Genomic DNA, 14,431 nt, shown 5'->3' with positions numbered 1-14,431 from the left:
TGAAAATCCGCGACTCTGAACTGCACATGTCACAAAGGGCGTTGGCCTGCACGGGGCCGATGAGGAGGACACCTGTGAACGTCAGACCGGCATCGAAGTTCCGCGGATCCCGGCGTCTGGGCCGGAAGTCGCTCGGCGTACTGGCGGGCGCCGCGGCTCTGGTCCTCGTATTCCCGGCCACCGCCCTGGCGGCGCCGCCCCCCGCGCTGCCCGCCAACGCGGACGCGCTGGACTCGACGTTCCAGCCCACCTACGACTACGACACGGACGGCTGCTACGCCACGTCGGCCATCGGCCCCGACGGGACGGTCAACGGCGGGCTCAACCCGAGCGGCGCCCTGAACGGCCAGTGCCGTGACGCGTCCGACCTGGACAGCGTCAACACCTACTCGCGCTCCAAGTGCAACAACGGCTGGTGCGCGATCGTCTACGGGTCCTACTTCGAGAAGGACCAGGCGGTGGCCGGCAGCGGGCTCGGCGGACACCGGCACGACTGGGAGCACGTCGTGGTCTGGGTGCAGAACAACGAGGCGCAGTACGTCTCGACGTCCAACCACGGCTCGTTCACGGTCCACAACCGCTCGGCGATCCGCTGGGACGGGACGCACGCCAAGGTCGTCTATCACAAGGACGGGATCAGCACGCACTGCTTCCGTGCCGCGACCGCGGGCGACGAGCCGCCGGAGAACCACAAGGGGACCTGGCAGCGGCCCCCGCTGGTCGGCTGGAACGGCTACCCGGGCAGCCTGCGCGACACGCTGACCTCGTACAACTTCGGGAGTGCGACGCTCGGCATCAAGGACAGCACGTTCAACTCGCATCTCTCGTCGGCGAAGCCGTCGGGGATCGCGTTCGACCCCAACGCGTGACCGGCGTCAGGACCTGAGCAGCGCCGGCACCTGAACAGGTGCTGATCGCACGTCAGGTACGAGGTGCTGTCCGGCCGTCGGGACGGCCGGGCAGCACCTCCGCGGCGAAGGCGGCGACGTCCTGGACGAGCCGTTCGGGCTCCTCCCAGTACAGGGCATGCCCCGCGCCCTCGTACACGACGAGCCTGGCGTCGAAGAGTGTGTCGAGGATCCGCTGCTGGTCGGAGCGCGGCAGGATGCCGTCGGCGTCGCCCCAGAGCACGAGCGTGGGGACGAGGATTCCCTTCAGGGTGGCCGCCAGGTCCGTCTCCAGCAGGCCGCGCAGGGTCTCCTGCCACACCCGCGCGGGCACCTTCAGATTCTCCTCGGCGATCGTCGCGAGGAGTCCGCGCCCGAGCGGGCGGGCCGTGAGACCGGCGAGCAGTTCGTCGACGAAGGCACGCGGCACGGGGTCGACCAGGCTTTTGACCTGCTCCCCCAGCGCGACGGCGGCAGGCTTGTCGGCGAGGACGGCCGGGACGCCCGCCAGCACCAGACCCGCCACCCGGTCGGGATGACTGCCCGCGACCAGCCGCGCGGCCACACCGCCGCTCGACGCGCCGACCAGGACGGCCCGGCGGATGCCCGCCGCGTCGAGGAATTCCACCAGGTCCCCCGCGAAGTCCTCCGGGCCGTAGCCGTCGAGGGGCCGTTCGGCGTCGCCGTGGCCGCGCTGGGTGGGGGCGTATCCGTGCAGGGCGGCGGGGAGCTGTCTGAGCAGCGGCTCGAACGCCCACCAGGAGTCCGCGAGGCCGTGCACGAAGACGACGGGGGCGCCCTCCGGGTACCCCGCCTCCGCGTACGGGAGGACGAGTCCGCTCCTCAGCTGGGCGGCCTTCACCGCGATCGTGCTCACGGCGGCCCTCCTGACGTCGGTCGGCCCCCTCGCACACCGACCCCGGGGCGGCGCGACGATCTCCTTCATCGTACTGACGGGTACCGCGGACCGCCCCTCCAGAGACCGGGCCGCCTTCAATTCCTTGCGGAGTCCGGGCGATTGTCGGCCGTCTTTGCTTCACATCTTGACGCGCTTGGTTCAGACCTTTAGGTTCACCGATCGCCGAGATTCCACGAATGCGCTCATCGTTCATGTCCGTGAACACATTCATGTACGTCGTCTTCTCACCCCCCACCCCCCACGCACAGGAGAATCCGTGTTCGGATCGACAGGATCACCGGTCGGATCGCCGAGATCACCGGGCCGCCGGATACCCCGGATGTCCCGGATACCCACCCTGCTCACCACTCTCGCCCTGGTGGCGTCGGCGGCGGGCGCCGTGGCGGCGGCCCCGCCCGCGCCGCGGGCCGAGCAGGCCGCCGCGGCCCTCCCCACCGGCTGGGCCACCGTCGTCAACGCGGGCAGCGGCAAGTGCGTCGACGCCCGGGGCGCCGGAACGGCCGACGGCACCGCCGTCCAGCAGTACGCGTGCAACAGCAGCCAGGCCCAGCAGTGGCAGCTGCGCGACACCTCCGACGGGCGGGTACGGGTCGACAACCGCGCCGACGCCACCAAGACCTGGGACGTGGCCGACGTCTCGGTCGCCGACGGCGCGGCCGTGCAGCTGTGGACGTACGGCGGCGGGACGAACCAGCAGTGGCAGCCCGTCGCGGACGCCGGCGGGACGACCTATCACTTCGTGAACCGGAACAGCGGCAAGTGCCTCGACGTGCCGAGCGCGTCGACCGCCGACGGCGTCCAGCTCCAGCAGTGGACCTGCAACGGCTCCGCGGCCCAGTCCTTCCGCGTCGACGCCGTGGACGCCCAACAGCCGCCCGGCACACCGGACCTGGGCCCGAACGTCACCGTGTTCGACCCGTCCACCCCGGCCGCCACAGTCCAGAACAGCCTGAACGCGGCCTTCGCCCAGCAGGAGACCAACCAGTTCGGCACGGCCCGCAAGGCCTTCCTCTTCAAGCCGGGCACCTACGACGCGGACGCCAACGTCGGCTTCTACACCCAGGTCGCGGGTCTGGGCCTCTCCCCCGACGACGTCAACATCCGGGGCGCGGTGCACGCCGAGGCCGACTGGTTCCAGGGCAACGCCACCCAGAACTTCTGGCGTTCGGCGGAGAACCTGTCCGTGACACCGGCCTCCGGCACCGACCGCTGGGCCGTCTCGCAGGCGGCCCCGTACCGCCGGATGCATCTGCGCGGCAACCTCCAGCTCGACGACGGCGGCTGGTCGAGCGGCGGCTTCATGGCCGACACGAAGATCGACGGTCAGGTCAGGTCGGGATCGCAGCAGCAGTGGCTGTCGCGGAACACCGACTGGTCGAGCTGGACGGGCTCGAACTGGAACATGGTCTTCGTCGGCGCGCAGAACGCCCCCGCGAACTCCTTCCCCAGTCCCCCGTACACCACGGTCGACCGCACACCCGTCTCCCGTGAGAAGCCCTTCCTCTACGTCGACGCGGCCGGCGCGTACAAGGTCTTCGTCCCCGCCGTGCGCACCGACTCGCGCGGCACCACCTGGGCGGCCGGCACCCCGGCGGGCACCTCGCTGCCCCTGTCGGACTTCTTCGTCGTGAAGCCCGGCGCGACCGCGGCGCAGCTCAACGACGCCCTCGCGCAGGGCAAGAACCTGCTGGTCACCCCGGGCGTCTACCACCTGAACCAGACCCTGAAGGTGACCCGCCCCGACACCGTCGTACTGGGCCTCGGCCTCGCCACGTTCATCCCGGACAACGGCGTGACCGCGATGACGGTCGCGGACGTGGACGGCATCAAGCTCGCCGGGATCCTCTTCGACGCGGGGACCACCAACTCGGCGCAGCTCCTGGAGATGGGCCCGGGCGGCTCGTCCGCCGACCACGCTGCCAACCCCAGCTCCCTGCACGACGTGTTCTTCCGGGTCGGCGGCGCGGCCGTCGGCAAGGCCACCACCAGTCTCACGGTCAACAGCGACGACGTCATCGGCGACCATCTGTGGATCTGGCGCGCCGACCACGGCAACGGCGTCGGCTGGAACACCAACACCGCCGACACCGGGCTCGTGGTCAACGGCGACGACGTCACCATGTACGGCCTGTTCGTCGAGCACTACCAGAAGCACCAGACCATCTGGAACGGCAACGGCGGGCGCACGTACTTCTACCAGAACGAGATGCCCTACGACCCGCCCAACCAGGCGGCCTGGATGAACGGCTCCACGCAGGGCTACGCCGCCTACAAGGTCGCCAACTCGGTGACCAGCCACCAGGTGTACGGCTTCGGCAGCTACTGCTACTTCAACGTGAACCCGGCCGTCACCGCCGAACACGCCATCGAGGCACCGAACGCGGCGAACGTGCGCTTCCGCAGCATGGTGACGGTCTCGCTCGGCGGCACCGGCACGATCCGCCACGTCGTCAACGACCGCGGCGGGCCGTCCAACTCCGCGACCAACGTCGCCAACCTCGTCAGCCACCCGTGACGGCTCACATCCACAACGAGTCGACGTACAGGAAGGGGCACATCATGAACGGCATCAGAACGTCCGGGCCGGTCCGCATCGCCCTGCAGGTGCTCGTCCTGCTGGCGACCCTGCTGGGACTGGCGGCGCCGCCCGCCCACGCGGCCCCGAAGGCGGCACCCTTCAAGGTGCTCGCCCTCTACAGCGGTACGTGGGACGCCGCGCACATCAGCTTCACCCGCGAGGCCAACCAGTGGTTCCCCGCCCGCGCCGCCGAGAACGGGTTCACCTACACGGCGAGCACCAACTGGAACCTGCTGTCCAACGGGGGCGTCGACGCGTACCAGGTCGTCCTCTTCCTCGACGATCTGCCGCAGAGCGCCGCCCAGCGGTCCGGCTTCGAGCGGTACATGCGCGCGGGCGGCGGCTGGCTGGGCTTCCACGTCTCCGCCTTCACGACCGAGGCGCAGCAATGGCCCTGGTACCACCAGCAGTTCCTCGGCAGCGGCAATTTCAAGTCGAACACCTGGGGGCCGACGTCGGCCACTCTGCGGGTGGAGGACCGCACCCATCCCTCCACCGGCAACCTGCCCGCCACCTTCGCGTCGTCCGTCAACGAGTGGTACAGCTGGTCGAACGACCTACGGCGCAATCCGGACATCAGGATCCTGGCCTCCATCGACCAGAGCAGCTTCCCGGTGGGCACTGATCCGAACCAGACCTGGTACAGCGGTTACTACCCGGTTCTGTGGACCAACACGAAGTACCGGATGCTCTACGCGAACGTCGGTCACAACGCGATGGACTACGCGACGAACACCCCGCTGTCGTCGACCTTCGCCAGCGCCTCCCAGAACCGTTTTCTGCTCGACGGACTGAAGTGGCTCGGTGGCGCAGCGCAACGAGATCAGGACAGGTCGATCGTCCGTTCGTGACCCAACTCCCGCCGTCGTGGGCTAGATTTCGAACGCCCTCGATTCCGGACTCCATCGGAGGGGCGCTCTGAGGAGATTCTGGAGCGGCACATGCACCCCTTGGAAGTATCCAGACAGACCTCGCCCCTGATGCAGGGCGGGCTCGCGGACAGTCTCTTCGAGACAGCCGAACGCGATCCCTTCCTGCCGCAACTGGCACGCCGCTCCGACACCTCTCCCGCAGCCTGGTCGCAGGTCACCGCGATCGAGCTGCGGGACCAGGTGCTGGACGTGGCACGGGGCTTCATCGCGGCCGGGATCTTCCCGGGCCACCGTGTGGCCGTCATGGCACGCACCCGCTACGAGTGGACGGTGCTCAGCTACGCCCTGTGGACGGTGGGCGCCGAGATCGTCCCGATCTATCCGACCTCCTCGCACGAGCAGGTCGCGTGGATCCTCCGGGACGCGGGCTGCGTCGCCGTGGTGGTGGAGGACGAGCAGGGCATCATGACGGTCGGCTCGGTGTGCGCCACGCTGCCGGCCCTGCGGCACGTCTGGCAGCTCGACGCCGGGGCGCTGGCGGACCTGGCCGAGGCGGGTCTGGGGGTGCCGGTCACCACCGTCGAGTCGATGCGCAGGATCGTGCTGCCCGACTCGACGGCCGTCATCGCGTACACCTCGGGCACGACGGGACACCCCAAGGGCTGCGCGCTGAGCCACAGCAGCCTGGCGAGCCCGTGCGACACCCTGCTGGCCGGCTGGGGACACACCGCGGCGCCGCCCGGGCAGCAGCCCGCCGTGCTGGCCTTCCTGCCCTTCTCCCACGTGTACGGCCTCATGATCCAGGGGCTGTGCATGCGCGGCGGCATCCTGATGGGCCACGAGCCCGACCTGCGTGCGGAGACCCTGGCCGAGGCCCTGCTGTCGTTCCGGCCCACCTATCTCTACGCCGTCCCGTACGTCTTCGAGAAGCTGTACAAGAATTTCCTCCGCAAGGCCGAAGCGGCGGGCAAGGGCGCCCTGTTCGAGCGTGCCGTACGGACCGCGCAGGACTTCGCCGCGGCGTCCGAGCGGCAGCGGCTGGGCACGGGCGCCGGACCCGGCCTCGATCTGCGGCTGCAGCACGCCGTCTACGACAAGACGGTGTTCCGCAAGCTGCGCGCGGCCCTGGGCGGCAGGGTGTGCGGGGCCGTCTCGGGCGGCTCCCCCCTCAACCGTGAACTGGCCCTGTTCTACTCGGGGATCGGGATCTTCGTCCATGACGGGTACGGGCTCACGGAGACGAGCGGCGGCATCACGGCCCAGCCCGTCGGCCGCGAGAAGTTCGGCACCGTGGGACAGCCGCTGCCCGACACGGAGATCCATGTGGCCGACGACGGGGAGATCCTCGTCCGGGGACCCTCGGTGTTCCAGGGCTATGTCAACGACGAGGAGGCCAACCGGGCCGCGCTCCACAACGGCTGGCTGGCCACCGGGGACATCGGGCAGCTCGACAACGAGGGCTATCTGAGCATCACCGGCCGCAAGAAGGACATCGTCATCACGAGCGGCGGCAAGAGTGTCGCCCCCGCGGCCCTGGAGGAACGCCTGCGGGTCCATCCGCTGGTCCACCAGGCGGTCGTCGTGGGTGACAACCGGCCCTGTGTGGGGGCCCTGATCACCCTCGATCCCGAGTACCTCGCCCACTGGCGCTCGGTGCACGCGGTGCCGGGCGACGTCCACGACCGCGAGCTGCGCGAGGAGCACGCGCTGCGGGAGGAGATCAACCGCGCCGTCGGCGCGGCCAACTCGACCGTGTCGCGCTCGGAGTCCATCCGGGTCTACCGGGTGCTGCCCGAGGCGTTCGACCTGGCCAACGGGCTGCTCACGCCGTCGATGAAGCTCCGCAGGGACGCCATCGCGGTGCGGTACGCGGCCGAGATCGAGGCGATGTACCAGTCGTCGTCGCGCACGCCCCGGGCTCTGCCGCCCGCGCCCACCACCGATCCCTTCAGCTGGGACGAGACGGACAACGTCTTCGGGTGATCGGGTGCCGCCAGGTCGTGATCCCATGGACCCTGCCCGCACGGCGAGCCCGGGGAGACACATGCGACGCGTACAGGGTGCCCACTGGCAGCTCCGGGCGGCGACGGCCGCTGCGGTCGCACTGCTGACGTGCGCCGCCGCCTGCGGGAGCACGGAGCGGGGAGGCGGGGGCGAGGGCACGGGGGACACCGGCGGCGCCTCCCCCGCCCCGTCGCACGCCCGCTTCGTCGAGGACGTCCCCTGGGCCGACGGCGGGCGCCTGGGCATGTACTACGCGGCCGGGCGCGGCCTCATGGAGCAGCACCAGGACACCGCGGGCGGACCGTGGAGCAAGCCCCGGCTGGTGTACGCGACCGAGGGCGACGCCTGCCGGAGCATCACGCTCAGGGCCTTCCGCGACACGGTCACGGCGATCGCGAACTGGGGCGTGTACTGCGCGGACGGCGAACCGCCGACGGAGTCGGTCGCCGCGGTCGGTACGCGGAACGCGGCGACCTGGGACACCAGGGCGACCAAGGACTTCGACGGCTGGGAGAAGGCCGCGCCCGTGGCCGGCACCGAGGACCTGCTGTTCACGCGATCGTCCACCGAGTGGCTGACGCGGCTGCGCTGGAGCCCGACGGACGGCTTCGGCGAGGTGCAGAACATCCGCCGGTAGCAAGCTTCCGACGGGTTGTCCGGCCCGGCCGCGCAGAAATTTGTGTCGTGCGCGCTTCTTGACGCCTCTTGATCGAGCGACTTACTTTCGCAGCGTCGTAGCGATTAAAACGATTCAACTCTCCCTGGCCCCTCAGGGGTCTTCTTTGTGCTGCCCTCCAAGAGTGGACAAGAACCATGAACGACCACACCGCAGTTCCCCGGACGGGGCTCCCCCGCCGTACCGTCCTCGCCGCCGCGGCGGCCACGGCCGCCGCCGCCGGCGTCATCGACTGGGCGGCGCCCGGCAGCGCCTCGGCCGCGACCTCGGCCGCCACCGCGGGAGCCACCGGCTCCTCCGCCCCGCGTTTCGCCGAGCCGGGCCGCGCGGTGCGCCCGAAGTTCCGCTGGTGGTGGCCCGACGGCCTGGTGCAGCCGGACGAGATCAGACGGGAGATCGACCAGATCGCCGACGCGGGCTTCGGCGGCGCCGAGATAGCCGCCGTCCACCACAGCGTCAGCGACACCTCCTCGCTGGACACGGCCCGGCACGGCTGGGGAACCGCCGCCTGGGTCGCGGGAGTCGAGGCCGCGCTGAGCCAGGCCGCCCGGCGCGGTCTGACCGTCGACCTCACCGTCGGGCCCAGCTGGCCCGCCGCCGTCCCCGGCATCACCCCCGACAGCGACGCGGCCGTCAAGGAACTGGCCCACGGAGCGGCCACCCTGGCCCCGGGCGCCGCGTTCTCGGGCCCCGTCCCGAAGCCCGTGCACGAGGCCGCGTCGGGGGTGACCGCGCAGCGGCTGCTCCTGGTGCAGGCGGCCCGGGTGAACACCGCGAACTCCACCCGCAAGGAGACCGGCCTCGACCTGGACTCGGTCCGCGACCTCACCTCCACCGTCGCCGACGGCACCCTGAACTGGACCGCGCCCGACGACGGCACCTGGGTCGTGATCTCGTACTGGGTGCGCGGCTCCGGCCAGACCCCGGAGGCCGGACCGCACACCGACCCGCCCGCCTACGTCGTCGACCACTTCAGCGCGGCCGGCACGCGCGCGGTGACCGACTTCTGGGAGAAGCACATCCTCACGAAGTCCGTCCGCCGCCTGCTGAAGGTGTCCGGCGGCGCGCTCTTCGAGGACTCCATCGAGCTGGAGACCGACGGACTCCAGTGGACACCGGCCCTGCCCGACGCGTTCCGCGACCACACCGGCCGCTCCCTGCTGCCACTGCTGCCCGCCCTGGTCCTGGACAACAGCAACCAGGTGTACGCCTTCGAGGCCGCCGTCACCCGCCAGATCAGGCACGACTTCTGGGAGACGGTCTCCACCCTCTTCAACAGGCACCACGTCACGGCGCTGCGCACCTGGGCCCACTCGCTCGGCCTCCAACTGCGGTCCCAGCCTTACGGGTTGCAGACCGACGCCATCGCCTCGGCCGCCATCCTCGACATCCCCGAGGGCGAGTCGCTGGGCTTCAAGAACCTCGACGACTACCGCTGCCTGGCCGGTGGCCGTGACATGGCCGGCAACACGGTGCTCTCGTGCGAGGCCGGCGCCTACGCGGGCGGCGCGTACAGCACCACCTGGCAGAAGTTCCTGCGCACCATGGGCGGCGCCTACGCCGCCGGAGTCAACCAGACCGTCGTCCACGGCTTCTCCTACGCCGAGTTCCCCGGCGTCAACTGGCCGGGCTACGCGGCCTTCACCCCGTACAAGGGGGTTGCCGGATACGGCGAGTCCTGGGGTCCCAGGCACCCCACCTGGAAGCACGTCCCGGACGTCTCCGGCTACCTCGGCCGGGTGCACCAGGTGCTGCAGACCGGCAGGGCCAGGGCGGACGTGGCGGTGTTCCGGCAGACCGGCTACACGGCCACCGGCATCGGCGCGTCCTGGTTCACCGCGACGGGCATCACGCTGGGCTGGAGCCACCAGTTCCTCAGCGGCCCGCTCCTCGACCTGCCCTCCGCCGTCGTGCGCAAGGGACGCCTCGCACCGGACGGCCCCGCGTACAAGGCCCTGTTCGTCGAGGGCGACTTCTTCTACGGGTCCACGGTGACGCTCGCCCTGCGCGACGCGCGCGCCCTGCTGCGGTTCAGCCGCGCCGGGCTGCCGATCGTGCTGCTCGGCGCCTGGGACACGGTGGTGCCGCCCGGCGTCCCGGACACCGGCGAGAGCGACGAACTGCGTTCCGTCGTACGGGAGTTGCTGGCCCGGCCGCTGGTCCGCACGGTCACCGACAAGACCCTCGTCGGCGACGCGCTCACCGCGCTCGGAGTGCGGCCCGACGTCACGTACGCAAATGCCTCCACGCTCCTCAACGCCCATCGGGTGGCCGACGGGGTCGACTACTACTACCTGTGCAACGGCAAGCACGCCGAGACGGTCAAGCCCGCGGTCGCCGCGATCGACCACGAGGTCACCCTGCACCGCACCACGGCCAAGGGGGTGCCGTACCTGCTGGACCCGTGGACCGGGAAGGCGGAGCGCGTCGCCCGCTACACGGAGGACGGCGACGCGGTGACCGTACTGGTCACGCTCCAGCCCGCGGAAACCCTGATCGTGGCGATCGGCAGGCCGGGGCTCTTCGGTGACCGCAACGGCTCCCGCCCGTACGCCGTCGACAGTGAGGCCGAGGAGGTGCGCTTCACCGACGCCGGTCTCACCGTGCGTGCCACGGCCGCGGGTACGTACCGCACCTCCCTCTCCAAGGGACGGGCCGTCAGCGCCACGCTGAAGGACATCCCGGGGCCGAGGGAACTGACGTCGTGGAACCTGCGCGTCCAGGACTGGCGGCCGGGTGCCTCGGCCACCAGGACGACCGTCGTCGAGCACGAGGTGACGCTGGACGCGCTGGTGCCCTGGTCGCAGATCCCCGAGCTGGCGGATGTCTCGGGCATCGGCCGCTACCGCACCGCCTTCACCCTCGGCCGCGGTTGGACCGGCGGACACGGCGCGCGTCTGGAGCTGGGCGCGGTCACGGACACCTGCCGGGTGACGGTCAACGGCCACCGGCTCGACCCGGTCGATCAGATCCACCCCGTGGTGGACCTCGGTGATCTGCTCGAACGCGGCACGAACACCATCGAGGTGGAGGTGGCCACCCCCCTCGCCAACCGCCTGCGCATCAGCGACCCCGCGGTGTACGGCGGTCTGACCCGGGCGGCGTACGGGCTGCTGGGCCCGGTCCGGCTGGTCCCGTACGGGGAGGCCCGGATCGCCTGATCGGGTCCTGGGCCGACCGGGCGCCGTGCCTGCGGCGTCCGGTCGGCCGGGCCCTGCGGACGGCGAACCGTTCGGCCCGCGACCGCCCGGGTGGTCACGGGCCGAACAGTCGTCGTCACGCGGCCCTCGTCACTCCGTCGTCGTCAGTCCGTCGCCGCGCCCACGAGCGGCCCTTCGGGCGCCGGCGCCGCCAGTTCCCGTACCGGCAGTTCGCGGGGCGCGCGCCGGGATTCGCGCAGGCTGGGCGCGGGTGCGGTCGGGACCAGCGGGGAGCGTTCCATGGCACGGGCCCGGCGGGAGAACCAGACGATCCGTCCGCCACTGCCCGTGGCACAGCACCCCCAGCCGTCGCTCAGCGCGGCGACGTGCGCCAGCCAGCCCCGCGTCGCGGCCTCCGGGTGGGACTTCCCGTCGATGTCCGCGATCGCGGTGATGAGGTGCTGGCCGTTCCACCACATCTCCAGCGTGGTGTTCTTGTCCGTCGCGTGCGCGTCGATCGTCCGCAACAGCAGCTCCGCGCAGTGACAGACGGGCTCGACGAGGTTCTCCAGGTTCCAGTACCGGAGGTGGGCGGCCAGAATGCGCCCGACCTGATCGACCCGCTCCGGACTGACCTCCACGTCGAGGTGGTAGTAGCAGGGGACTACGGTCTTCATCGTCGTTGGCTCCTCACCGGCAACCGGCGAAGCTCTCCCTCCTCCTCACCCCGGCGGGCCGAAGCTCCGAATGCAGAGCGTGAGCAGTGATCGCTTCTGAGTCATTCCCAGAGTGCGAGCGGTACTCCATTCGTGCAACCCGAGCGACGGCCCAATGTCGTTGAAGCGACAACAGGACGTTGTGTGTCCGCACGTGCACCATGAGTGAAGGTGTCGGCCGCCGCAGTCGGTCGGCGCCTCCGCGTGCACGGCCATCACGCACATCCGGGCGAACCGTGCGCATCCGAGGGAATGGAAGGTGACCAGTGCGATGCTGCTGCCTGCCAAGGACGAGGTCGCCAGGCTGCTGGAGCTGTACCGGGCCTGGGAACGCATGATGCTCGCGGCCCCCGCCGACCACGGCGCGCGAGGCAATTTCGAGGACACGGGCTACACGCTCTGCGTCCTCATGGGCAAACGCTGCGCACGTGAGGCGGTGCACGCGGCCGAGCGCTATCTGTCGGCCACTTCGGCGCGGCGCCGCGAACGGGCCGGTCACAGCCCGCCGATCGGCGCGCTTCCGGGGCGTTCCGACCAGCTCGTGGTGAGCCCCGCGACCTAGGAAAGAGCCCTCCGACCCGTGGATGACCACGGACCTGGACCAGGACATCGACGACGGAGATGAATCACATGACCGAGAACCCGGCCGGCGGCCACGTCCCCCCGATCGGCCGCACGACCGTCGTTCAGATCGGCCGCGTCCCCGTCGTCGACGTCCGTCCGGCCGTCGACCGCGGCAACCGCCCCGCGAAGGCGGTGGTGGGCGAGACCTTCCAGGTCAGCGCCACCCTGTTCGGCGAGGGCCATGACGTGGTCGCCGCGAACGTCGTGCTGTGCGGCCCCGACGGGCGCACCGGCCCGTGGACTCCGCTGCGGGAACTGGCCCCCGGTACGGACCGCTGGGGTGCCGACGTCACGCCCACGGCGGTGGGCGAGTGGACCTACTGGGTGGAGGCGTGGTCGGACCCGGTCTCCGCCTGGCGCCGGTCGGCGCGCATAAAGATCCCGGCCGGCATCGACGTGGGCCTGGTCCTGGAGGAGGGGGCCGAGGTCTACGAGCGGGCCGCCTCCGGGGTGCCGCGTGACGCCGGCCGAGCGGCGGTCCTGGCCGCCGCGGACGCCCTTCGCGACGATGCCCGGCCGCCGTCCGCCCGTCTCGCCGCCGCCCTGACCCCGGACGTGGACACGGCACTCGCCGGGCACCCCCTGCGGGAGCGGATCACGCGGTCGGCCCCGCTCCCCCTGTTGGTGGAACGGGAGCGGGCGCTGTTCGGCTCCTGGTACGAGTTCTTCCCGCGCTCGGAGGGCGCGATCATCGAGCCCGGGAAACCGCCGGTCAGCGGTACGTTCAGAACGGCGGCCGAGCGGCTGCCCGCGATCGCCGGCATGGGTTTCGACGTCGTCTATCTGCCGCCGATCCACCCCATCGGTACGACCTTCCGCAAGGGCCCCAACAACAACCTCTCGGCGAATCGCCAGGATGTCGGCGTCCCGTGGGCGATCGGCTCGCCGGAGGGCGGGCACGACGCCATCCACCCCGACCTCGGCACGATCGACGACTTCGACGCTTTCGTACGCGCCGCGACCGCCCTTCAGCTCGAAGTCGCCCTGGACTTCGCGCTCCAGTGCTCCCCCGACCACCCGTGGGTGGAGAAGCACCCGGAATGGTTCCAGCACCGGGCGGACGGCACGATCGCCTATGCGGAGAACCCGCCGAAGAAGTACCAGGACATCTATCCGATCGCCTTCGACGAGGACATGCCGGGCCTCGTCGAGGAGACCCTCGGCATTCTGCGGTTCTGGATGAGCCACGGCGTACGGATCTTCCGCGTGGACAATCCGCATACGAAGCCGGTCATGTTCTGGGAAGAGGTGATCGGGGAGATCAATCGCACCGATCCCGATGTGATCTTCCTGGCCGAGGCGTTCACCCGCCCGGCGATGATGCACACGCTCGGCGCGATCGGTTTCCAGCAGTCCTATACCTATTTCACGTGGCGCAACACCAAAGAGGAACTGACCGAATACCTCACCGAACTCTCCGGTGACGCCGCCGCGTACATGAGGCCCAACTTCTTCGTCAACACCCCCGACATCCTCCCGGAGTTCCTTCAGCACGGCGGCCGGCCCGCTTTCGAGATCCGGGCCGTGCTGGCGGCGACGCTCTCGCCCACCTGGGGGATGTACGCGGGATACGAGCTGTGCGAGAACACCGCGGCGCGAGCCGGTACCGAGGACTATCTCGACTCGGAGAAATACCAGCTGCGACCGCGGGACTGGGAATCCGCCGAGCGGGCGGGCACGTCCCTCGCACCGCTCATCGGTTCGCTGAACAGGATCCGGCGGGAGCACCCCGCGCTGCGCCGGCTCCGGAACGTCCACTTCCACCAGGCCGACAACGACGCCGTGATCGCGTACAGCAAGCGCGACGGCACGGACACGGTTCTGGTGGTCGTGAACCTCGACCCCCACCACACCCAGGAAGCCACCATCTCGTTGGACATGCCACGACTCGGCCTCGACTGGCACGCCTCACTTCCGGTCCGCGACGAGCTGACCGGCGAGATCTACCCCTGGGGCAGGACCAACTACGTACGCCTCACGCCCGGCCACCGGGCCGCGCACGTACTGACCGTCCT

The 14,431-nt window shown here is 70.5% G+C and carries 9 protein-coding genes and 1 pseudogene; 8 read left to right on the top strand and 2 right to left on the bottom strand.

Going from position 1 to position 14,431, the window contains the following annotated elements; all coding sequences use genetic code 11:
- Positions 1-59 precede the first annotated feature (59 nt).
- Positions 60-869 carry an NPP1 family protein gene (locus ACFVH5_RS21135; RefSeq protein WP_385835170.1) on the top strand — a complete coding sequence of 270 codons (810 nt, stop codon included), beginning with the start codon at positions 60-62 and terminating at the stop codon, positions 867-869.
- Between the two features lie 52 nt (positions 870-921).
- Here ACFVH5_RS21135 and ACFVH5_RS21130 read toward each other — a convergent pair whose 3' ends face one another.
- Entirely contained in the window at positions 922-1,764 is an 843-nt protein-coding gene (locus tag ACFVH5_RS21130; protein ID WP_385835169.1) for an alpha/beta fold hydrolase, read from the bottom strand.
- Between the two features lie 361 nt (positions 1,765-2,125).
- Between ACFVH5_RS21130 and ACFVH5_RS21125 the strand changes: the two genes are divergently transcribed.
- The 5 genes and pseudogenes from ACFVH5_RS21125 (at position 2,126) to ACFVH5_RS21105 (ending at position 11,097) form a co-directional block, all read left to right on the top strand.
- Positions 2,126-4,321, top strand: coding sequence for an RICIN domain-containing protein (locus ACFVH5_RS21125; RefSeq protein WP_385835168.1), 2,196 nt, complete (start codon positions 2,126-2,128; stop codon positions 4,319-4,321).
- Positions 4,322-4,365: 44 nt separating this feature from the next.
- Positions 4,366-5,196 (top strand): annotated as a pseudogene (locus tag ACFVH5_RS21120) (ThuA domain-containing protein); the annotation flags it as partial.
- Between the two features lie 129 nt (positions 5,197-5,325).
- On the top strand, positions 5,326-7,239 hold the full coding sequence (locus ACFVH5_RS21115) for an AMP-dependent synthetase/ligase (protein WP_385835167.1): 1,914 nt from the start codon (positions 5,326-5,328) through the stop codon (positions 7,237-7,239).
- Positions 7,240-7,300: 61 nt separating this feature from the next.
- Positions 7,301-7,897 carry a hypothetical protein gene (locus tag ACFVH5_RS21110; protein WP_385835166.1) on the top strand — a complete coding sequence of 199 codons (597 nt, stop codon included), beginning with the start codon at positions 7,301-7,303 and terminating at the stop codon, positions 7,895-7,897.
- A 176-nt stretch (positions 7,898-8,073) separates the two neighbouring features.
- Entirely contained in the window at positions 8,074-11,097 is a 3,024-nt protein-coding gene (locus ACFVH5_RS21105; protein WP_385835165.1) for a glycosyl hydrolase, read from the top strand.
- A 143-nt stretch (positions 11,098-11,240) separates the two neighbouring features.
- On the opposite strand, the gene ACFVH5_RS21100 is transcribed toward ACFVH5_RS21105, so the two are convergent.
- Positions 11,241-11,753, bottom strand: coding sequence for a pep a2 (locus tag ACFVH5_RS21100; protein WP_385835164.1), 513 nt, complete (start codon positions 11,751-11,753; stop codon positions 11,241-11,243).
- A gap of 310 nt (positions 11,754-12,063) precedes the next feature.
- On the opposite strand from ACFVH5_RS21100, the gene ACFVH5_RS21095 reads away from it, so the two are divergent.
- Together ACFVH5_RS21095 and ACFVH5_RS21090 are read left to right on the top strand one after the other, a co-directional pair.
- Positions 12,064-12,354 (top strand): DUF5133 domain-containing protein, encoded by a 291-nt coding sequence (locus tag ACFVH5_RS21095; protein WP_385835198.1) that lies wholly within the window; start codon positions 12,064-12,066, stop codon positions 12,352-12,354.
- Between the two features lie 68 nt (positions 12,355-12,422).
- Positions 12,423-14,431, top strand: a 2,009-nt coding sequence (locus ACFVH5_RS21090; RefSeq protein ID WP_385835163.1) for an alpha-1,4-glucan--maltose-1-phosphate maltosyltransferase, incomplete at its 3' end; no start/stop codon positions are given.

Origin of the sequence: Streptomyces sp. NPDC127119 (genome assembly GCF_042677425.1) — a bacterium.
GTDB lineage: Bacteria > Actinomycetota > Actinomycetes > Streptomycetales > Streptomycetaceae > Streptomyces.
Note: the sequence above shows the minus strand (reverse complement) of the source record. Positions and strands in the feature narration are given on the sequence as shown.

Bases quoted from the DNA above. Each gene is read 5' to 3' on its own strand.
- ACFVH5_RS21100 (WP_385835164.1), bottom strand. From the start codon at position 11,753: ATGAAGACCGTAGTCCCCTGCTACTACCACCTCGACGTGGAGGTCAGT.
- ACFVH5_RS21110 (WP_385835166.1), top strand. From the start codon at position 7,301: ATGCGACGCGTACAGGGTGCCCACTGGCAGCTCCGGGCGGCGACGGCC.
- ACFVH5_RS21095 (WP_385835198.1), top strand. From the start codon at position 12,064: ATGCTGCTGCCTGCCAAGGACGAGGTCGCCAGGCTGCTGGAGCTGTAC.
- ACFVH5_RS21115 (WP_385835167.1), top strand. From the start codon at position 5,326: ATGCACCCCTTGGAAGTATCCAGACAGACCTCGCCCCTGATGCAGGGC.
- ACFVH5_RS21125 (WP_385835168.1), top strand. From the start codon at position 2,126: ATGTCCCGGATACCCACCCTGCTCACCACTCTCGCCCTGGTGGCGTCG.
- ACFVH5_RS21135 (WP_385835170.1), top strand. From the start codon at position 60: ATGAGGAGGACACCTGTGAACGTCAGACCGGCATCGAAGTTCCGCGGA.
- ACFVH5_RS21105 (WP_385835165.1), top strand. From the start codon at position 8,074: ATGAACGACCACACCGCAGTTCCCCGGACGGGGCTCCCCCGCCGTACC.